At 60.3% G+C, this 19,180-nt stretch carries 18 protein-coding genes; 6 read left to right on the top strand and 12 right to left on the bottom strand.

The window, feature by feature from the left end; translation table 11 throughout:
• Positions 1-117: 117 nt before the first annotated feature.
• Complete coding sequence (locus tag ACRC4F_RS22930) at positions 118-699, bottom strand: mechanosensitive ion channel domain-containing protein (RefSeq protein WP_438661401.1); 582 nt, start codon at positions 697-699, stop codon at positions 118-120.
• Positions 699-2,609 (bottom strand): ATP-binding cassette domain-containing protein, encoded by a 1,911-nt coding sequence (locus tag ACRC4F_RS22925; RefSeq protein WP_438661400.1) that lies wholly within the window; start codon positions 2,607-2,609, stop codon positions 699-701. Before ACRC4F_RS22925 ends, ACRC4F_RS22930 begins: the two co-directional genes overlap by 1 nt.
• 50 nt (positions 2,610-2,659) lie before the next feature.
• Here ACRC4F_RS22925 and ACRC4F_RS22920 point away from each other — a divergent pair, with 50 nt between their 5' ends.
• Positions 2,660-3,127: a TIGR02444 family protein gene (locus ACRC4F_RS22920; protein WP_438661399.1), complete on the top strand. Its 468-nt coding sequence runs from the start codon at positions 2,660-2,662 to the stop codon at positions 3,125-3,127.
• Here the strand turns inward: ACRC4F_RS22920 and ACRC4F_RS22915 are convergent.
• Positions 3,124-4,359: an AlgP family protein gene (locus ACRC4F_RS22915; RefSeq protein WP_438661398.1), complete on the bottom strand. Its 1,236-nt coding sequence runs from the start codon at positions 4,357-4,359 to the stop codon at positions 3,124-3,126. The two genes, ACRC4F_RS22920 and ACRC4F_RS22915, sit on opposite strands and share 4 nt — an antisense overlap.
• 192 nt (positions 4,360-4,551) lie before the next feature.
• Here ACRC4F_RS22915 and ACRC4F_RS22910 point away from each other — a divergent pair, with 192 nt between their 5' ends.
• Positions 4,552-5,217, top strand: coding sequence for an FKBP-type peptidyl-prolyl cis-trans isomerase (locus ACRC4F_RS22910; RefSeq protein ID WP_438661397.1), 666 nt, complete (start codon positions 4,552-4,554; stop codon positions 5,215-5,217).
• A 59-nt stretch (positions 5,218-5,276) separates the two neighbouring features.
• Here ACRC4F_RS22910 and ACRC4F_RS22905 read toward each other — a convergent pair whose 3' ends face one another.
• From ACRC4F_RS22905 to ACRC4F_RS22875, 7 genes are all read right to left on the bottom strand, one after another.
• Entirely contained in the window at positions 5,277-5,735 is a 459-nt protein-coding gene (locus ACRC4F_RS22905; RefSeq protein ID WP_007899333.1) for an Rsd/AlgQ family anti-sigma factor, read from the bottom strand.
• Positions 5,736-5,912: 177 nt separating this feature from the next.
• A complete protein-coding gene (locus ACRC4F_RS22900; RefSeq protein WP_438661396.1) occupies positions 5,913-6,464 on the bottom strand; it encodes a disulfide bond formation protein B in 552 nt (183 codons plus the stop codon).
• A gap of 358 nt (positions 6,465-6,822) precedes the next feature.
• Positions 6,823-8,061 (bottom strand): heme biosynthesis protein HemY, encoded by a 1,239-nt coding sequence (locus ACRC4F_RS22895; RefSeq protein ID WP_438661395.1) that lies wholly within the window; start codon positions 8,059-8,061, stop codon positions 6,823-6,825.
• The gene (locus tag ACRC4F_RS22890; protein WP_438661394.1) at positions 8,058-9,203 is read right to left on the bottom strand and encodes a uroporphyrinogen-III C-methyltransferase; all 1,146 of its coding nucleotides are present in this window, start codon (positions 9,201-9,203) and stop codon (positions 8,058-8,060) included. The genes ACRC4F_RS22895 and ACRC4F_RS22890 overlap by 4 nt, the downstream gene beginning before the upstream one ends.
• Positions 9,204-9,219: 16 nt before the next feature.
• The gene (locus tag ACRC4F_RS22885) at positions 9,220-9,987 is read right to left on the bottom strand and encodes a uroporphyrinogen-III synthase (protein ID WP_438661393.1); all 768 of its coding nucleotides are present in this window, start codon (positions 9,985-9,987) and stop codon (positions 9,220-9,222) included.
• Positions 9,984-10,925, bottom strand: a complete 942-nt coding sequence (gene hemC / locus ACRC4F_RS22880) for a hydroxymethylbilane synthase (RefSeq protein WP_438661392.1) — start codon at positions 10,923-10,925, stop codon at positions 9,984-9,986. Before hemC ends, ACRC4F_RS22885 begins: the two co-directional genes overlap by 4 nt.
• A 138-nt stretch (positions 10,926-11,063) precedes the next feature.
• On the bottom strand, positions 11,064-11,810 hold the full coding sequence (locus ACRC4F_RS22875; RefSeq protein ID WP_438661391.1) for a LytR/AlgR family response regulator transcription factor: 747 nt from the start codon (positions 11,808-11,810) through the stop codon (positions 11,064-11,066).
• Between the two features lie 461 nt (positions 11,811-12,271).
• On the opposite strand from ACRC4F_RS22875, the gene argH reads away from it, so the two are divergent.
• The gene (argH, locus tag ACRC4F_RS22870; protein WP_438661390.1) at positions 12,272-13,666 is read left to right on the top strand and encodes an argininosuccinate lyase; all 1,395 of its coding nucleotides are present in this window, start codon (positions 12,272-12,274) and stop codon (positions 13,664-13,666) included.
• Positions 13,667-13,788: 122 nt separating this feature from the next.
• Here argH and ACRC4F_RS22865 read toward each other — a convergent pair whose 3' ends face one another.
• The gene (locus ACRC4F_RS22865; RefSeq protein ID WP_438661389.1) at positions 13,789-14,448 is read right to left on the bottom strand and encodes a glutathione S-transferase family protein; all 660 of its coding nucleotides are present in this window, start codon (positions 14,446-14,448) and stop codon (positions 13,789-13,791) included.
• Between the two features lie 125 nt (positions 14,449-14,573).
• On the opposite strand from ACRC4F_RS22865, the gene ACRC4F_RS22860 reads away from it, so the two are divergent.
• The 3 genes from ACRC4F_RS22860 to ACRC4F_RS22850 all read left to right on the top strand — a co-directional run bounded on the left by ACRC4F_RS22860 (position 14,574) and on the right by ACRC4F_RS22850 (position 18,504).
• Positions 14,574-14,858, top strand: a complete 285-nt coding sequence (locus ACRC4F_RS22860; protein WP_429430873.1) for a hypothetical protein — start codon at positions 14,574-14,576, stop codon at positions 14,856-14,858.
• Positions 14,859-15,221: 363 nt separating this feature from the next.
• Positions 15,222-15,467 carry a TIGR02647 family protein gene (locus tag ACRC4F_RS22855; protein WP_094470036.1) on the top strand — a complete coding sequence of 82 codons (246 nt, stop codon included), beginning with the start codon at positions 15,222-15,224 and terminating at the stop codon, positions 15,465-15,467.
• A gap of 193 nt (positions 15,468-15,660) precedes the next feature.
• Positions 15,661-18,504, top strand: coding sequence for a class I adenylate cyclase (locus ACRC4F_RS22850; RefSeq protein ID WP_438661388.1), 2,844 nt, complete (start codon positions 15,661-15,663; stop codon positions 18,502-18,504).
• Between the two features lie 4 nt (positions 18,505-18,508).
• Here the strand turns inward: ACRC4F_RS22850 and rnk are convergent, their stop codons facing one another.
• Complete coding sequence (gene rnk, locus ACRC4F_RS22845) at positions 18,509-18,919, bottom strand: nucleoside diphosphate kinase regulator (protein WP_046045088.1); 411 nt, start codon at positions 18,917-18,919, stop codon at positions 18,509-18,511.
• Positions 18,920-19,180: the final 261 nt, after the last annotated feature.

Raw genomic sequence — 19,180 nt, 5'->3', positions numbered from 1 at the left:
TTAGGGCCCCATCGCGAGCAGGCTCGCTCCCACAGGTGACCGCGTACTAGTTTAGAGACTCGGTCTAATGTGGGAGCGAGCCTGCTCGCGATAGCGGTGTATCAGGCGAAAGAAGGCTTACTTTTCGATCCCGCTCAACGGAAACACATCCGTGCCGCGCCAGCGTCGAACCGAGCGCTGGAAGAACAGGCTATTGGGCACTTGCACCATCGCACTGCCGGTGCCGAGCTCTTCCGCTTCGATCAGCGTGGTGTAAAGCAGATTGATCGCCACCACCCGACCTTTGACGCCGGGCTTGTCGGTGGTGTCCACCAGTTCGACGACGTCACCGATGCGGAACGGGCCGACGGTGAAGATCAGGATCGCGCAGAGTAGATTGGAGAGCACGCTCCACATGGCGAAGAACGCCACCGCCGCGACCGCAACAAAACCGGACAACGCAGTCCAGAGCACGGTGGCGGAGACCCCGAGGCGTTCCAGCACGAAAATCAGCGCACTGCCCATGATCAGCCAGCGCAAACCACCGCGCAGCGGCATCAGCAGTTGCGGTGGAAACGGGTAGCGCTCGCCCAGGCGCGTCAGGCATTTAGCGACGAAGCGTTGGGCGAAGTAACCGGCCAACAGGATCAGCAGGATTTGCGCGGCGAACCAGATCGGCTCGCCCCACACAGGCGGCAGCGGCAGCTTGAACGCTTCCATCAGGACAGCGCCTCCAGCTCCGCCTGCATGCTTTCGAGCAGTTCCAGGGCTTCCATCCAGGCTTCTTCGAGTTCGGCTTCACGCACCTTCAGCCTGGCCTGTTCAGCCAGCAGATCACGCAAATCGTTCTTGCGCATCGGTTCGTAGATATCGCTGTCGCCGAGGCTGGTATCAATCTTCGCCAGTTTCTCGTGCAGCTTGCCCAACTCGGCTTCGAGCTTGTCGGCCTCACGCTTGTGCGGTGCCAGTTGCTGACGCAACGCAGCAGCGGCCTGGCGCTGGGCCTTCTTGTCGGTCTTGTCCGGATTGACCGGAGTGTTGCTGACCGGTGCATTGCGCTGACGATAGTCGACCAGCCAACGGGCGTAATCTTCCAGGTCGCCGTCAAACTCCTCGACCTTGCCGTCCGCTACCAGATAGAAATTGTCGGTGGTGCTTTTGAGCAGATGACGATCGTGAGAGACCACCAACACTGCGCCACTGAATTCCTGCAGGGCCATGGTCAGCGCCAGGCGCATTTCCAGGTCCAGGTGGTTGGTCGGTTCGTCGAGCAGCAACAGGTTCGGCCGGTCCCAGGCGATCAATGCCAGGGCCAGTCGGGCCTTTTCGCCGCCGGAGAAATTCAGCACCGGCTCATCAATGCGCGCGCCACGGAAGTCGAAACCGCCGAGGAAGTCGCGCAGGGTCTGCTCGCGTTCAGTCGGTGCCAGGCGCTGCAAATGCAGCAACGGGCTGGCCTTGGCGTCCAGGGAATCCAGCTGATGCTGGGCAAAGTAGCCCACGACCGTGTTCTCGCCACGGGTCAGGCGACCGGCCAATGGCGAGAGTTCACCGGCGAGGTTTTTGATCAGGGTCGATTTACCGGCACCGTTCGGGCCGAGCAAACCGATCCGCGCACCGGGAGTCAGTTGTAGCTTGACCTTCTCCAGCACGGTTTTATCGCCATAACCCAGGCGAGCGTCCGACAGGTCGATCAGCGGACTGGAGATTTTCTGCGATTCGCGGAAGACGAAGTCGAACGGCGAATCGACGTGGGCGGCGGACAATTCCTCCATCCGCTCCAGCGCCTTGATCCGGCTCTGGGCCTGTCGGGCCTTGGTGGCCTGGGCCTTGAAGCGGGCGATGTAGCTTTCCATGTGCGCACGTTGCGCCTGCTGCTTCTCGTAGGCCTGTTGTTGCTGGGCCAGACGTTCGGCACGGGCACGTTCAAAGGCGCTGTATCCACCGCGGTACAGGGTGATCTTGCGCTGATCGACGTGAGCCACGTGATCGACCACGGCATCGAGGAAGTCCCGGTCGTGGGAAATCAGCAGCAAGGTGCCGGGATAGCTTTTCAGCCATTCTTCGAGCCAGATGATGGCGTCGAGGTCCAAGTGGTTGGTCGGTTCGTCGAGCAGCAACAGGTCCGAAGGGCACATCAAAGCCTGCGCCAGGTTCAGACGCATCCGCCAACCACCAGAGAAATCTCCTACCGGGCGGTCCATCTGCTCGTTGGTAAATCCAAGACCGGCCAGCAGCTTGCGGGCCCGGGCGTCGGCGGTGTAGCCGTCGGCACTGTCGAGTTCCGCGTGCAGGCGGGCCTGAGCCGCGCCATCATGCGAGGCTTCGGCCGCCGCGAGGTCGCGTTGCACCTCACGCAGGCGCAGGTCGCCATCGAGCACGTAGTCGACCGCCAGGCGTTCGAGCGTCTCGATTTCCTGGCGCATGTGAGCGATGCGCCAGTCGGCCGGCAGGAAGCAATCACCCGAGTCGGGGTGCAGTTCACCCCGGATCAAGGCGAACAGGCTCGATTTGCCGGCGCCGTTGGCACCGATGAGGCCGGCTTTGTGGCCGGCGTGCAGGGTCAGCTCGGCGTCTTCTAGCAGACGTTGCGGGCCACGCTGTAAAGTCAGGTTCTGAAGTCGAATCATAATGGCGGCGGAGTCTACCAGCTTCGCTCGCAACTGGCGCGAGTAGCACTATGTCCTCTGACCTGTGGAGCTTTTCCCTTACTACTTATGCCCGTCCCGGCGTAGAAGACGCGTGCCTGCAATTGCAGTCGGCCGGCGTGAATGTGTGCCTGCTGCTCTGTGGATTATGGCTGGGAGACCGAGGCGTTGCCTGCAATGAGCAACGATTGCAGCAGCTACGCGAAGTGGCCGAGCCTTGGGACACCGATGTCGTGCGACCGCTGCGAGCCTTGCGCATGCAATGGAAAACCATGACGGCAGAGGATGCCGAACTGAATACGTTGCGCGAACAAGTGAAGGCATTGGAACTGCAAGCCGAGCGACATCTGTTGTTGCGCCTGGAGCGATCGGCGCAGAGTTGGCCGCAGTGTGAGGTGACCGAGCTAACGGCCTGGCTGGAAGGTGTGACGGCGGGCGCCGTCAACCTGGACCGCGACGCGCTGCATCAGCTGCGCGTCGCGGCGACCGGCACTTCTTAGGAAGCGCTGGTTGGGGTGGTGCTGGTGCTCGACGATGCGGCTGGCGATGGCGCAGACGATGTGGTCGAGGTGCTTGCTGCTGGAGCAGGCGAAGCCGACGGAGCTGGCGACGGAGTTGGCGTCGCTGGCTTGGCCACTGGCGCAGTCACTGGCTTGGCAGCAGCGGCCGGTTTTTTCACGGCTGGCTTGGCGGCAGGTTTTGCAGCTGGTTTCGCGGCAGCAGGTTTTGCTGCGGCTGGTTTTGCTGCAGCTGGTTTGGCTGCTGGCTTAGCGGCAGCGGCTGGCTTGGCGGCGGCAGCGGGTTTCGCCGCAGCAGTTTTGGCAGCAGGTTTAGCAGCTGGTTTCGCCGCAGCTTTTGCAGCGGGTTTCGCAGCCGGTTTAGCAGCCGGTTTTGCGGCTGGTTTGGCGGCAGCGGTTTTAGCCGCGGCAGGTTTTGCGGCTGGCTTGGCTGCAGCGGTTTTTGCAGCGGCAGGTTTTGCGGCTGGCTTGGCAGCAGGTTTTGCAGCGGCCGTTTTAGCAGCTGGTTTTGCTGCCGATTTTGCAGCGGGTTTTGCAGTTGCGGTTTTCGCCACAGCCGGTTTCGCAGCAGCGGTTTTTGCAGCAGGTTTAGCGGCAGCTGTTCTTGCAGCTACTGGCTTGGCGGCAGGCTTGGCAGCAGTGGTTTTAGCAGCTGGCTTTGCAGCGCTGGCAGCAACCGGTTTTTTCGCCGCTGGTTTTGCGGCAGGCTTGGCGGAGGCTTTCACCGGTGCCCTGGCAGCAGGCCTGGCCGCTGCTTTTGCAGCAGCCGGTTTAGCAACGGCTTTCCTGGCAGGTGCCGCAGCAGGCTTGGCTGAACGCAGGGACAACGCCTTGCCGACAGCCTCTTGTACACGACCGACACCCTGGGCCAGTTTCAGGCTTTCTTGAGCATCGCGCTTGAGTTGCAGAATGTAGCTGCGCGTTTCGGATTGACGATCCTTGAGGGCATCGAGCAGGTCCTCAAGTTCTTTCACCGCACCCTTCGCCTTGGTCTGTGCCTTGGCTTTACCGGCTGCAGCAGCGTCCTGCAATTTGGTACGGGACTTGTGCAATTTTTCCTGCGCTTTTCCGCGCTGTTTTTCCAGTTTGGCGAGCAGTTTTTCAGCATCAGCCAAGGCTTGGGAACAAGCGTTTTCCAAATGCTCGAGCAGGCTGCCCGAGAGTTGTTGGAGTAAGTGCAACGGGGTATTTACAGGCTTCTTGGTGGCCGACATGGTTTACCTCCTGGCTGACGTGGGTGCGGCTCATACTAGACCTCTGATGACACCGCCGCTAGGGCATGTTGACAGTATCGAAAGCACTGCGTTGCAACCGATCGAAAATCTTCTGCGCTGGTGCAAAACCAGTTCACCTCAGAGCGCATTCACACTGGCATAATCCACCGCATCTCAGATCGGAGTGTGCCCATGTCGCGCTACTTTTTTTTATCGTTGTGCGTGTGTTTTTCCGTGGTTCAGGCCGCCGAAAAAACCGCCCCCAATGAGGCTCACGATCTTGCGTACAGCCTGGGTGCGAGTCTGGGTGAGCGCTTGCGCCAAGAGGTGCCGGACCTGCAACTCCAGGCATTGCTCGAAGGTTTGCAACAAGCCTATCAAGGCAAGCCACTGGCATTGAAAAACGAGCAGATCGAACAGATCCTGACCGAGCATGAAGCCCGAGTCGCCGAGCAACCCGCCCTCGCGCAAAGTGAAGTCGCGCTGGAAAAAGAGCAGCGTTTTCTCACCGAGGAAAAAGCCAGGCCGGGTGTTCGGGAATTGGCGGATGGAATTCTGCTGACCGAGCTGGTTCCGGGTACAGGCGCCAAGGCGGGCCCTGACGGCAAGGTCGAAGTTTTATATGTCGGACGCCTTCCCGACGGCACCGTGTTCGATCAGAACAGCAAGCCGCAGTGGTTCAGTCTCGATAGTGTGATCAGCGGCTGGCGCAGTGCATTGCAAAACATGCCGGTCGGTGCGAAATGGCGCCTGGTGATTCCATCGTCTCAAGCCTATGGCGCGGACGGTGCCGGTGACCTGATCGCGCCATTCACTCCGTTGGTGTTCGAAGTCGAATTGCGCGGTGTCACAAGCTGAAAGCCGGAAACGAAAAACGGCGCGCATAGCGCACCGTTTTTTAGTCTTGCAGGAGAGGTTCAGGCCTGAACCGAATCCTCTTCCTTGTGCGCCGTGTGCAGCACTTCGATCAGGCAATCTTCCAGTTCGAAGCGTTCGTGCAACAGCCCGCCCAGCTCCTTGAATTTCTCCGCGACGCACTTGCCTGCATCACACAGGTCGTTGAATGCCAGCAGCTTCTCGGTGATGACGTCGATGCGCGGGTAAATCGTCTCGGCCAGCTCCAGCCCGCGAGTATCGCCAAAGGCCTTGGCTTCGCCGGTCAGCTGTTCGTAGATCTCGAAGTGCCCGGCCGACACGTAATCAACCAGAACGCCGCAGAATTCCTGCAACGGCTTGCGGTTCTCGCCCAGAGCCTCAGGCTTGGCGCCGAGAGCATCGTAAGCCCGAACCAGTTCGTGACGCTCCTGCAACCAGCGATCGATCAGCAGATGAACTCCACCCCAACGTTCCTGAGCATTCTGACAACTTTCGAGCATGGCGATCTCTCTTCCCTTGTGGGTCATGCTGCCCTACACCTGTCGCAAACTTGAAAATCAAGAATCGGCCAGGCAGAGCGTCATCGAGCAACATAATTCCAATGACACGTGCGGGCCAGATTATGCCCGCGCGACAATGGCTTCAAGGTACGCAGGAGATAAAGTTCATACAAGTGTTTAATCACCCACCAGTCCCCGGTGCGACGACACGCCGCTGAGCGGTCGCTTGCAGGCCAGCCAGACAACGCGCAGCAGCTGATAAACACCCAGAATCGTCAGCGCCACGAAAAGCAGCAGACTCCATTCCGGGATGCTCAGATCGAACAGCGTCCAGGACATTTCTGCGCAATCTTCGTCCCCTTTGAACATCCGTGTCACCTGGCACAGCCACGGAAGGTCCTCATACATGGCCAGCGGATTGAGTGAGCAGGTCGATAGCTGATGCACCGGGTCGCTTTGCAACAAGACCTGCCGCCACGCCGTGACCATACCCGCCAGACTGCATGACAGACCGAGCAGCCAATACAGAAAAACCCCGAAGCGACCGGGGCCATGCACTGCAGCCGTCAGGCAGACACCCGTGAGCGAGGCCAGGCAGGCGCGTTGCAAAAGGCATAACCCGCAAGGCTTGAGGCCGATTGCATATTCCAGGTAATAGGAAGCGCCCAGGGCCAGGGCACCTGTAATGAAAGCCATGAAAAACAAGGAGCGTGAGCAGGCCAAAGACATGGCTAATCCGTAACAGTAGAGACAGGCGGTTACGGTAGAGGAAAGCGCGCCAGCCTTTCAAGACGGGCCGGCACGGACACTTCAGCAGTGGTGTAGGGAATTCCCGACAGTTTCGAGAGGATTTGATGTAGCCCTCTGTAGGACGTTGCCGATCAGGGACTGCAAAGCTAAACACTCGACGAAATTCCAGTGCGCTGATCGCCGGAAATTACGACTTTTACCCTTGTAGCAGCTGGCGCAGCCTGCGTTCGGCTGCGCAGCAGTCGTCTCACGGTTAACTAAACCTGCCCGATGAAACCGTAGCGCCTTTTTTACGACTGCTTCGCAGCCGGACGCAGGCTGCTACAAAGGCATCGCTTCAGGCGTAAACGGGTGCTGGCAACGGTGCCGCCAGCAGGCGCTCATCCAGCAGACCCAGACCTTCCTGGAACAACTGATTGCTGCGCTCTGTGTCGCCGAGCTGCGCGAGCAACCGCGCCAGTTCCGCACAGGCTTCCGGATTGCGCTGCACCCGCAAGCTGCTTTCCAGATAGTCCCGCGCCTTTCCCCACAGGCTGCTTTGCAGGCACAGACGGCCCAGCGTCAGCAGAAGACTCGGGTCGGCCGGATGATCCTTGAGCCAACCCTCGGCTGTTTGCAGTTGACGAGCCGGATCGCTACCGCGAACCAATCCGTAGAGACGCGCCAGATGACTGTCGTATTTGCGCTTGAGCGCCGTGCGCAGCAGTTCTTCCGCTTCGACCTGTGCGCCCAGCTGCCTCAGTTGCTCGGCGTACGCAAGCACCAACTGAGGTTCCTGGCGCTGAGCCGAGGTGAGTTGCTGCCAGGCGCGGTTGAGTGACTGCAGACCGACCGTGCCATCCGTTTCCTGATGCGCCGCCAGGGACAGGTTTTCACCCCATGCCCGGCGCTCCAGATCCGCGAGTTCGGCCGGCGGCAGGACTTTATCCTTGCGCAGCTCCGGCAGCAGGCGAATCACTGCCGACCAGTCGCCGCGCTGCTGATGCAGGCGCTGCAACTGGCGCAAAGTCTGGACGTTATGAGGATGACGCTCGTGCATGGCTTGCAGCGTCACCAGGGCGCCTTCCGTGTCGCCACGGTCGTTCTGCAACTGGGCGTGATTCAAGGCAATCGCCAATTCGGCTTGGGGCTGACGTTCGAGGGCGCGCTCCAGCAAGTTGTCGCATTCCTCATAGTGACCTTGTTCGTTGGCGGCGCGCGCGGCACCGAGGTAGTAGAGCAGCGGCTGGCGCTCGGCCTCGGCAGCGCGATGCAGATGACGCTGCGCACTGGCCCAGCGACCTTCCGCCAAATCCAGCTGACCGTGCTCGATCGCCACTTGCACCCGGCGGCTGCGATTGCGCCGCGACCACGGATTGACCACGCCACTGGACGTCGTCACCAGCTCGACCAATGCCTTGATGCCCCAGAACACCAGCCAGAGCACCGCGACCAACGCCAGGGTTGCCCACAGGCTCGCTTCATAGCGAAAAGCCTTGTAAGCGATCAACACGTAACCGGAATGCTCGGCAATCGCCAGGCCCAGTGCTGCGGCCACAGCGATGACCAGGAACACGATCACATAGAGGCGTTTCATGGCGTGGCCTCCTGCGCAGCGTTCGCGGCCGGTTTTGCCATCGGCTTGATCGAATCTTCGGCGTTGACGTTACGCCGCTCCAGATACCCCTGAACTGCACTCAGTGTGCCGGTCAGGTCTGGCGTCACCACGGTGACCGGTTGCTTGCTCAACTCGCCCACCTGTTCAAGCATGACTTTGCTCTGAGGGTTGTCCGGGTTGAAATTGCCCGTCAGCACATCCCGCGCCTCAGACAGCGCCTGGGTGTAAACCGCTGCCTGACCATTGAGCGCGGCCCATTGCGCTTGCTCCAAAGCGAGGCTTAAGGCCAGGCGCACTTGGCTCAGGCTCTGCCCGGCCAGCAATGGACGTACATTCTTGTCGGCGTTGAAGTCGATGCGGATGTAGCGCGAGATCTGATCCCACCACTGCGCCCAACGGCTGGCACCGTCGCCATCGGCCGTCAGGCCCAGCAGCGATTCGCCACGGTCCTTGTACTCGGGTGCCAGTTCGGTGAGGTCGATGACCTGATCGCGCAATGCGCCCAGGCGCAGGAACAACCCGGTGCGATCCGGCTGTGCAGTGCTGCGCAGTGCCACCAGGGTTTTGGCCACTTGCTCGCGAGCGGCAAAGGAACCCGGATCGTTTTGTTCACGCAGAATTTCATCGGCGCCCTGCACCAGGGCCTGGGCGCTGCTGATGTCCTGCAACGCAGAAAGGCGCAGGCTGGCCAGGCGCAACAGGTGCTCGGCTTCGGCCAGGCGCCAATCCTTGCGGCTCGCACCGAGGACGGTTTCCAGACGCTGATTCAAGCGTTGCTGATCGCCTTGCAGTTGCGTCACCAGACGACTGCGAGCGTCCAGTTCTTCGGCCGCAGGCATTTGCTCAAGGCGCGCGCTGAGGCGCTGCTCGTTAAGCTTCAGACTTTGCGCCTGATCGTTCAACGCCTGGACCTGACTCAACTGCTGCTGGTTGTTGGCTTGCAGGTGACGCACCTGCCAGACACCCCAACCGCCAATGGCCACACCGGCGGCGCCCAGCAGCAGCGCGACGATCGCCAGCCCATTGCCTCGGCGCTGCCCGGCAGCGGGTGGTGGTGGAGTTTCAACCGGCGCATCAAGCACCGGCAGCACGTCATCTTTAGGCAAGGCTGTTTCGCTCACGTATCCATCCTTTGCATTAGAGAACGGGTTCGGGATGCTCCCGTAACGCCGTCAGCAAAGCCGCGGCACTGGCGCCACGACAATCCACAACTGTTTGGGCCCCGGCGGCACGTGCCAGCTCGGCGACCCTGGGGCTTGGAACAAACAACGGCAACTGCGCAAGTACAGGCCAGGCATCGCCCGCCAATTGGCGCAGGTGCTCAAAACCCTGTCCACTGCTGACCACCAGCCCGTTCAAGCGTTCCGCTTCGATCCGGTCTGGCAGCACCGTCGATGGGTATTGAGGCAGGCAGCGACGGTATAACTCCAGGTAGTCGACACTAGCACCAAGCTGGCGCAAACGCTCAGCCAGCAACTCGCGCCCGCCCTCCCCGCGCAGGATCAGCACTCGCGGATCGGGTCGGGCAACCGCCTCGCGCAACGCGGGAAGTTCAAGCAAGGCTTCGCTGTCATCACCCTCGGCGGGAAAACTCACGTCCAGCCCGTTATCCGCGAGAATCTGCGCAGTCGCCGCTCCCACACTGAACCAGCGTGGAGACGGTGCCTGTGGCCAATACTGATTGAGCAGGTCGACGCCGATTCGGGCGGCCGGCTTACTCACCACGATCACCGCACAGTAACGATCCAGCCCCTGAATCACCTCGCGCATTGTGTCAGAGGCAGCAATCGGCTCGATCTCCAGAAGCGGCAAGCAGCTGCTGAAAATCCCCGCTTGCGCCAAAACACCGCTCAACGCCGCCGACTCATCCGCAGGGCGCGTCAGCAGCAGGCGCCAGCTCGTCACTCGTGACCTGCCTCGCCATAGACTGCCTTCAGAATGTCGTCGGCGCCCTGGCTCAACAAATCTTCAGCCACTTTCACGCCCAACGCTTCTGCATCGCCCCGTGGCGCACGGGCCTCGGCGCTGAGCAGCAGCCCGCCGCTAGGATCGCCCACCAGACCGCGCAACCAGATCTGCTCGCCTTCAAGCACGGCGTAGCAGGCGATTGGCACCTGGCAGCCGCCATTGAGATGTTTGTTGAGGGAGCGTTCCGCGATAACGCGAGTGGCGGTGTCCTGGTGATGCAGGGGCGACAGCAACGCGTGGATTTCGCTGTCGGCACTGCGGCATTCGATGCCGACCGCACCTTGACCACCGGCCGGCAGGCTGTCATCGACGCTGATGGCCGAGGTGATGCGATCTTCAAAGCCCAGACGAATCAGGCCGGCGGCCGCGAGGATGATGGCGTCGTATTCGCCGGCATCGAGCTTGGCCAGGCGTGTGTTGACGTTGCCGCGCAGGAAGCGGATTTCCAGGTCCGGGCGGCGAGTCAGCAACTGAGCCTGACGGCGCAGGCTGGACGTGCCGACGATGCTGCCTTGCGGCAATTCGTCCAGGCTGGCGTAGGTATTGGAAACGAAGGCATCGCGTGGGTCTTCGCGCTCGCAGATGCAAAACAGGCCAAGGCCTTCAGGGAAGTCCATCGGCACGTCTTTCATGGAGTGCACGGCGATGTCGGCTTCGTTTTCCAGCAGCGCGGTTTCCAGTTCCTTGACGAACAGGCCCTTGCCACCGATTTTCGACAGCGGCGAGTCGAGCAGCTTGTCACCACGACTGACCATGGGCACCAGCGTCACGAGCAGGCCCGGATGGGCCTCTTCCAGACGGGTTTTGACGTATTCGGCCTGCCACAGGGCAAGAGCACTTTTGCGGGTGGCGATGCGGATTTCGCGAGAGGACATGGATCAATCCGTACTGAATAGATACGGCGGATAATAACAGCTCAGTCAAATCCACTTTGACTTGTATCAGAAACTGCGCGGCCTCCCTGGCCTCGAACGTCCAGCAAACGGGTATGAAGTTCGCCTGTGATCAGCGAATCAAAGCTGCTGCATCATTTTGCGCACACCGGCCACGTGGCGACGACTGACGATCAGGGCATCGCCATTAAGGCCCTTGAGGAATAGCTGAAAATGCCCCAGCGGCGTGCGTTGCAGACGTTCGATGCGCTCGCGGGCGACCAGAGCGTTGCGGTGGATACGCACGAAACGATCGCCGAATTCATCTTCGAGGGCCTTGAGCGGTTCATCCAGCAGCACTTCGCCGCCTTCATGTCGCAAGGTCACGTACTTGTGGTCAGCGATGAAGTAGACCACCTGACCCAACGGGATCAGTTCAATGCCTTTACGGGTTCGGGCACTGATGTGGCTGCGTGGGCCGCTACCGCTGTCGGCGGCTGGGCGGGTCAGGGCGGCAAGCTGGACGCGGTTGGGCCGCTCGGCTTTTTTCAATGCATCATGTAAATGTTCAGTTCGCACAGGCTTCACCAGATAGCCCACGGCGCTGGCCTGCAGGGCTTCCACGGCAAATTCATCGGGCCCGGTGCAAAACACCACGGCGGGCGGGGTTTCGCGTTCGCACAACCGGGCAGCCACTTGCAGGCCATCAAGGCCTGGCATACCGATATCGAGCAAGACGATATCCGGCTTGTGACTGTCGATCAGTGCCAACGCCTCTTCGCCGTTCGTGGCGCTGGGCTCCAGGACACTGTATCCCTCGAGTTCGCCAACCATTCGGCTCAGGCGCTCGCGGGCTAGGGGTTCGTCATCAACGATCAGGACATTCATATTGCGCTGGATTCCTGCGTGAGTCTCGCACAAGGATAGCGTAGACAGGTGAAGTGACGTCCGTCACCGCGATCCACGCTAAGACTAGCGCGAGGGCCAAAAAGTGCCGCGAGACCGGCGGCTAAATTTTCATCTGCCGAGTGATTGGAGGCTCTGGCCCGCGTTAGCGAGGTATCGCCGTAGGGTTTGCCGATACACAATATGAACACCCCCTCTTCTTATAGTCAGCCGCAGCGCCGAGAAGTGCGCTGCTCCTACTGTCCAACTGTAGACGGTTGCCGGGACGATATTGCTCAATTGAAAAATATCGTTGCGCAATTTCCCACAAGACGTGTCCTGAGTATGGACCGCGACCCGGAAAAAAAACCTGTCGACCAGTGTCAGCGACAGGATTGGCAACCCTGTTATTATCCGCGACAGCTTCCAACGTCATTTTTTCTTCAGCCGACACGAGCGAATTCATGAGCACTGACAAGACCAATCAGTCCTGGGGCGGCCGCTTCAGTGAACCCGTCGACGCCTTCGTCGCCCGCTTCACCGCCTCCGTCACTTTCGACCAGCGCCTGTATCGCCACGACATCATGGGCTCGATCGCCCACGCCACCATGCTGGCCAAGGTCGGCGTGCTGACCGACGCCGAGCGCGACAGCATCACCGATGGCCTGAAGACCATCCAGGGTGAAATCGAGGCCGGCCAGTTCGACTGGCGCATCGACCTCGAAGACGTGCACATGAACATCGAGGCGCGCCTGACCGATCGCATCGGCGTCACCGGTAAAAAGCTGCACACCGGTCGCAGCCGCAACGACCAGGTCGCCACCGACATCCGCCTGTGGCTGCGTGACGAGATCGACCTGATCCTGGGCGAAATCACCCGCCTGCAGAAAGGCTTGCTGGAGCAGGCCGAGCGTGAAGCCGGCAGCATCATGCCGGGCTTCACCCACCTGCAAACCGCACAGCCGGTGACCTTCGGGCACCACATGCTGGCCTGGTTCGAAATGCTCAGCCGCGATTACGAGCGCCTGGTTGACTGCCGCAAGCGCACCAACCGCATGCCGTTGGGCAGCGCTGCGCTGGCCGGCACCACTTACCCGATCGACCGTGAGTACACCGCTCAACTCCTGGGCTTCGATGCAGTCGGCGGCAACTCGCTGGACAACGTGTCCGATCGCGACTTCGCCATCGAATTCTGCTCGGCCGCGAGCATCGCGATGATGCACTTGTCGCGCTTCTCCGAAGAGCTGGTGCTGTGGACCAGCGCGCAGTTCCAGTTCATTGATCTGCCGGACCGTTTCTGCACCGGCAGCTCGATCATGCCGCAAAAGAAAAACCCCGACGTGCCAGAGCTGGTTCGCGGCAAGACCGGCCGCGTCTTCGGCGCGCTGATGGGCCTGCTGACCTTGATGAAAGGCCAGCCACTGGCCTACAACAAGGACAATCAGGAAGACAAGGAACCGCTTTTCGACGCCGCCGACACCTTGCGCGACTCGTTGCGCGCCTTTGCCGACATGATCCCGGCGATCAAACCCAAGCACGCGATGATGCGCGAAGCGGCGCTGCGGGGTTTCTCCACCGCCACCGACCTGGCTGACTATCTGGTACGCCGTGGCCTGCCGTTCCGTGACTGCCACGAAATCGTTGGCCATGCCGTGAAGTACGGCGTTGAAAGCGGCAAGGACCTGGCGGAAATGAGCCTGGAGGAGCTGCGCAAATTCAGCGACCAGATCGATCAGGACGTGTTTGCCGTACTGACCCTGGAAGGCTCGGTCAACGCCCGCGACCATATCGGCGGCACTGCGCCGGCGCAGGTCAAGAAGGCTGTTGCTCGCGGCCAGGCATTGCTCGCCAGCCGCTAAAAGCATCGCGGGCAAGCCCGCTCCCACATCAGATCGGCGGTGAACACATACTTTGTGAACACCAGAGACCCAATGTGGGAGCGAGCCTGCTCGCGATGACTGACTTCAGAACACTACATAACTCACTTCTTGCCCGCGACCATCGCCATAAACGCCGGCATCGCCGCTTCCTTGTCCGCCGCAATCCGCTGCACGTTCGGGTTCTGCTCCAGACGCTTCAACAGCGCCTTGGCTGCCGGAATCTCGGCCAGCAAATCCAGATCGAACAGCTTCTGCGCCACCGCGCAGGCCAGCGGCACGCTGTACAGGAAATACAGATCCGCAATGCTCCGACTGTCCCCCGCCACATAAGGGGAGAACTTGCCGTGCCTGCCCAATGCGGCAAATCCTGCCAACAGCTCGGCTTTGGTCTTGTCCTTGATCGCGTCCGGCACCTGCATACCGAAAAATGCCTGTGGATAACAGGCGCGAGCCGGCAACTCGATGTACAGCTCGATTTCCTTGGCCAGCGTCAGCACCTGCGCCCGCTCGAAAGGATCGCTCGGCAACAGTGGCGTGCCTTTTTGGCTTTGCTCGATATACTCGAGAATCACCGCAGTTTCGTTGATGAAGCCCTGCTCGGCGCGCAAGACCGGCACCTTCCCGCGCGGGCTGATGGCCAGCGCCTCCGGGCTTGTGCCCGCGTAAAACGGTACTTCTTCGAACGGCACGCCCTTCTCCAGCAGCGCCAGCTTGACCATGTTGTAGTAGTTACTGACGGAGAATCCATAAAGCTTGAGCATCAAATAGCCTCCAGGCCGTGCGGGGTTGGCAGTGCCTGTTTATAGAACGCCGGGGCGATTTCTGCCAGCAGCATCACAGCGCTGAATGCAGGTAAACTGGCCGCCTTAAACTTGAGGAGCCTGCCATGAGCGAGCCAACCGACATCGATAACGACGAAGAAGAATTCACCGAAACCACCCTGATCGAAGCCATCGAAAACCAGATCGAAAGCGACAACCCGCCAGCGGCCAAGGCCACTTTCAACAAGCTGACCCTGGTGGGTTACGAGCGTGAGGAGATCCTCAATTTGATGGCTCACGTGTTGGCGGTAGAAATCGACGCGATCCTCGAAGAAGACCGCGCTTTCAACACCGAATGGTACGAAACAGCGCTGCGCGCACTGCCAGAGTTGCCACCGGAAAAGAAATAATCCCATTTCATGTGGCGCGGGCTTTTGTGGTGAGGGGATTTATCCCCGTTGGGTCGCGAAGCGGCCCTGAAATCCATGTTCACGTTGATTCAATTAAACCGCGCTCATAGGGTTTACGACTGCTGCGCAGCCGAACGGGGATAAATCCCCTCGCCACAGGTAATCTCCACCCACACAATTTGTCACCCATCAATCCCGCCTTCCCCCGGACCCTGACTACACTGAATCCACCCCGCTGCCGCACCACCCGCCGGGGAATGCTTCCCAAGGTAAAAAAACCCCGTCGCGAGCACTGGACATGCCGCACAAGTGGGCTCACCTTAGGGGCGCTGTCGTCCAATTCCTAGAAAGTCTGGAGTCCTTATGTCGCTTACCCCTGAGTTGGTTGCCGAACTGGAAATCCTTGCCCTCTTCAACCTGGACAGTTCCCAGGAAGGTTTGAAAATTCATCAGACCGCTGCCCCGAAAGCCATTGCTGCCGCTCAACGCCTGTACGAAAAAGAACTGATCGACCAGCCCGATGGCGGTTATCTGACCAGCCTGGGTCGTGACGCCGCGCAAAATGTACAAACCGTTCTAACGATTCTGAGCGTCCAGGAAACAGCCTGAGTATTACGGCATAGCCCACGGAAACCCCTGCTACGGGATTTCCGCGGGCACACTTTGTTACCTGCGGTCGCCGCACGGTATAAATCTGACGTCAAAAAACAAAATCAGCTTAAAAGTCCCGGGCCCGAGGCGCTAAACTGCCACTCATCCGCAGCCCCCTACGTCCGAGCCTCGCGAGCCGGTTTGAGCTGACATGACCCGCACCCATGAAATTCGCCCCGATCTGGACGAGGGAATCGACCGCAAGGTTCTCAACCAGCTGCGCGCACGTTTTCTGAAGCTCAACGAAGGCCGCATGGCCCGCGCCATGGAAGGGTTGTCCACCCGCCAGCAAACGGTGCTGACCCTGCTGCCGCTGTTTTTTCACGTTAATCACCCGCTATTGCCCGGCTATGTGTCAGGCAGCACGCCGGCCGGTCTGTCGAATTTCGAACCTGACGCCAATGCGCTCGCTGAAGCCCAGCGCCTGACCCGATCGTTTTCCTATAAGCCGCGCCACGGCAGCAACCCGCCGCGACCGATTCATGGGCTGTTTCTGATGGGCAGCCTCGGCACGCTGGCGCAGGCCGATCAAAGCGACATGGACGTGTGGGTCTGTCACAGGCCGGACTTGAGCGAGGCCGAACTCGCCGAACTTCGTAAAAAGTGCCAATTGCTCGAAGTCTGGGCCGCCAGCCAAGGCGCCGAGGCGCATTTTTTCCTGATTGACCCGGCCCGCTTCGTGCTCGGTGATCGCGATACGCAATTGAGTTCCGAAGACTGCGGCACCACCCAGCATTACCTGCTGCTGGATGAGTTCTACCGCACCGCCATCTGGCTGGCCGGTCGCACGCCGATCTGGTGGCTGGTGCCGGTCTACGAAGAAGCCGCCTACGACCGATACACCCACACGCTGCTGTCCAAGCGTTTCATCCGCGCCGACGAGGCGCTGGATCTGGGGCATCTGGCCTTTATCCCGCCGGGCGAATTCATCGGTGCCGGGCTCTGGCAGTTGTTCAAGGGCATCGAGTCGCCCTACAAGTCAGTGCTTAAACTGCTGCTGATCGAGGTCTACGCCAGCGAACACCCGAAGGTTCACTGCCTCAGCTTGCGCTTCAAGCAAGCGGTGTTCGCCAATCAACTGGACCTCGACGAGCTCGACCCCTACATCGTCGTTTACCGACGCATCGAGGAATACCTCACCGCGCGTGGCGAGCCGGAGCGTCTGGAGCTGGTACGCCGCGCGTTGTACTTGAAGGTCAACCGCAAGCTCACCGGCAGCAGTCGCACCCAGAGTTGGCAGCGTTCACTGCTTGAACGATTGGCTCACGAATGGAATTGGGACTCACGGCAACTGGCGCTGCTCGATAGCCGCAGTCAATGGAAAGTACGCCAGGTCAGCAGCGAACGCCGGGCGCTGGTCAACGAACTCAACTACAGCTACCGCTTCCTGACCCAGTTCGCCCGCTACGAGCAAACCGTCAGCCTGATCAATAAACGCGACCTCAACGTGCTGGGTCGCCGACTGTATGCAGCCTTCGAACGCAAAGCGGACAAAGTCGAGTTCATCAACCCCGGCATCGCCCCGGACCTGGCCGAAGACACCCTGACCCTGGTGCAGGCGCCCAACAAGAAAGAACCCGGGCAAACCCAGTGGGGCTTGTACAACGGCAGCCTGACCGCCCATGAGTGGGAACATTTCGCGCCGATCAAGCGCAGCCGTCAATTACTGGAGCTGCTGACCTGGTGCCACCGCAACGGCGTGATCGACAGCAGCACCCGCCTTGCCTTGCACCCCGGCACCAGCGACTTGAGCGAATTTGAACTGTTCAACCTGCTCGGCAGCCTGCAGCAAAGCATCGCGCTGCCGTTGGCTACCGTCGCCGAAGAGCCGTTGCTGCGCGCCAGTGTGCCGAGTGAAGTGCTGATTCTGGTCAACGTCGGTGTCGATCCGCTCAAGCATCACCGCGACCTGAACATCCTGATGACCACCGAACGCACCGACTCCCTGAGCTATGCCGGAGTCCGCGAGAATCTGGTACTGACCCTGGACCAGGTCACGCTCAACAGCTGGAACGAAGTGCTGGTCAACCGCTTCGACGGCCCTCACGCCCTGCTCGACTGCCTGCGCGATTACCTCAACAACCTGCCGGGCGGCATCCAACAGCCCAAGCTGCGGGTTCGCTGTTTCTGCCACAACCGGGCGCAATTCATTGCCCGGCGGGTCGAAGAGGTCCTCGATACCGCGCAGAACCTGCTGCTGAGCAAGCTCAATCATCGTTACCTGGTTCAGGTCCAGCAGCATTATCACGTGCTGGAGCTGGTGCCCGGCCACGTCAATCACGTCGCCCTCGCCACACTGCCTGCACTGTTCGATTACCTGGGTGAGGAACTGGCGAGCTATAGCCCGCTCCACCTGGATCCGATGGCACTGGAAGACCACGACCTGGCGCTGATCCTGCCGATGGGCCAGCCTGAATGCATTCAGGTGTTCTACCGCATCACCGACCAGCAGGCTGATCTGTACGTACTGGATGAGTTCAATGCCCTGTGGCAACAGCGTTTGCCTTATCACGACGAGCAAAGCCTGCTGGTGCCACTGCAACGTTTCCTGCAATCGATCCAGTACCGACGCGACGCCTTGCTGCCGATGAACACCGCCCAGCCTCAGAATCTGGACACGTTGTATTACCAGCTGTTGCCGTCAGGCTCCGGCCGGGCACGTCGGGTCGAGGCCCGGCCGGCACCGCAAACCCCGATCAACAAACCGTTCTATGACGTGCAGGCGATCATCGGCAAAGCTGCGCCGGGTCAGGTGCAGGTCACGTTGTATTGCAATCAGCGGGAATTTTCAGAGCTGGAGTATGGCGACCAGTTGTTCAGCGTGGTCGCCCAGGAGATCGTCGAGCAGCGCCGGGAAACCGAGCGCTATCGCTGCTACATCACCGACCTGGATCTGTCGGGCCTGCTCGGTGATGGTCAGAGTTCAAGCAATTTGTACTTGCGCTACAAGGCCGACCTGGAGCGCGCATTGAATGAGGCGCTCGCGCAGGTCTGAGGAGTTACTCCGGAAAGTGGCCGCCCTCGGCCGGCTGGGATTCGACTTCCAGCAGGGTCAGCTTGAGGGTCTTGCCGCCGGGTGCTGGCCAGTCGATGTGTTGACCCACCTTGAGGCCCAGCAGCGCACTGCCAACCGGCGCCAGAATGGAAATCTTGCCTTCGTCGGCGTTGGCATCCTTTGGGTAAACCAGCGTCAGGTGATAGTCCTTGCCGCTGCCTTCTTCGCGGCAATGCACTCGGGAATTCATGGTGACGACATCGGCGGGCACTTCATCGTGTCCGACCAGGGTATCGGCGCGATCCAGTTCGGTTTGCAGCGCGATAACGCCCGGCAGCGTGTCATCCAGGCTGTCGATCAGGCGCTCCAGACGTTGCACGTCCAGACGGGTAAGGGTGATGGAAGGTGCGGTCATGATTGAGGCAGACTCCTTTCTTCTGCACAAAAAAAGCAAAACCCCGCCAGAAAAAGGCGGGGTTTTCACGAGCCTCGATGGGTTGAGGCGTTTCTGGACACTATCACAGCTCAATAAATATACAAGTCAGGGGCGACCAAGCCCCGACATGGGCATTGCAAGCTGAGCCAAAGGAGAACCTGTGGGAGCGAGCCTGCTCGCGATAGCGGTCTAACAGTCAAGATTGATGTGTCTGACACACCGCTATCGCGAGCAGGCTCG

Source organism: Pseudomonas sp. (assembly GCF_051660785.1).
GTDB lineage: Bacteria > Pseudomonadota > Gammaproteobacteria > Pseudomonadales > Pseudomonadaceae > Aquipseudomonas.
The sequence above is the reverse complement of the archived record's forward strand: the minus strand, read 5'-3'. Positions and strand labels throughout refer to the sequence as shown.

Excerpts from the sequence above, each read along its gene's own strand:
- ACRC4F_RS22850 (WP_438661388.1), top strand. The coding sequence starts at position 15,661 with ATGACCCGCACCCATGAAATTCGCCCCGATCTGGACGAGGGAATCGAC.
- ACRC4F_RS22855 (WP_094470036.1), top strand. The coding sequence starts at position 15,222 with ATGTCGCTTACCCCTGAGTTGGTTGCCGAACTGGAAATCCTTGCCCTC.
- ACRC4F_RS22895 (WP_438661395.1), bottom strand. The coding sequence starts at position 8,061 with ATGAAACGCCTCTATGTGATCGTGTTCCTGGTCATCGCTGTGGCCGCA.
- ACRC4F_RS22910 (WP_438661397.1), top strand. The coding sequence starts at position 4,552 with ATGTCGCGCTACTTTTTTTTATCGTTGTGCGTGTGTTTTTCCGTGGTT.
- ACRC4F_RS22905 (WP_007899333.1), bottom strand. The coding sequence starts at position 5,735 with ATGCTCGAAAGTTGTCAGAATGCTCAGGAACGTTGGGGTGGAGTTCAT.
- argH (WP_438661390.1), top strand. The coding sequence starts at position 12,272 with ATGAGCACTGACAAGACCAATCAGTCCTGGGGCGGCCGCTTCAGTGAA.
- ACRC4F_RS22875 (WP_438661391.1), bottom strand. The coding sequence starts at position 11,810 with ATGAATGTCCTGATCGTTGATGACGAACCCCTAGCCCGCGAGCGCCTG.
- ACRC4F_RS22930 (WP_438661401.1), bottom strand. The coding sequence starts at position 699 with ATGGAAGCGTTCAAGCTGCCGCTGCCGCCTGTGTGGGGCGAGCCGATC.
- ACRC4F_RS22900 (WP_438661396.1), bottom strand. The coding sequence starts at position 6,464 with ATGTCTTTGGCCTGCTCACGCTCCTTGTTTTTCATGGCTTTCATTACA.
- ACRC4F_RS22865 (WP_438661389.1), bottom strand. The coding sequence starts at position 14,448 with ATGCTCAAGCTTTATGGATTCTCCGTCAGTAACTACTACAACATGGTC.
- ACRC4F_RS22925 (WP_438661400.1), bottom strand. The coding sequence starts at position 2,609 with ATGATTCGACTTCAGAACCTGACTTTACAGCGTGGCCCGCAACGTCTG.
- ACRC4F_RS22915 (WP_438661398.1), bottom strand. The coding sequence starts at position 4,359 with ATGTCGGCCACCAAGAAGCCTGTAAATACCCCGTTGCACTTACTCCAA.
- hemC (WP_438661392.1), bottom strand. The coding sequence starts at position 10,925 with ATGTCCTCTCGCGAAATCCGCATCGCCACCCGCAAAAGTGCTCTTGCC.
- ACRC4F_RS22920 (WP_438661399.1), top strand. The coding sequence starts at position 2,660 with ATGTCCTCTGACCTGTGGAGCTTTTCCCTTACTACTTATGCCCGTCCC.
- ACRC4F_RS22860 (WP_429430873.1), top strand. The coding sequence starts at position 14,574 with ATGAGCGAGCCAACCGACATCGATAACGACGAAGAAGAATTCACCGAA.
- rnk (WP_046045088.1), bottom strand. The coding sequence starts at position 18,919 with ATGACCGCACCTTCCATCACCCTTACCCGTCTGGACGTGCAACGTCTG.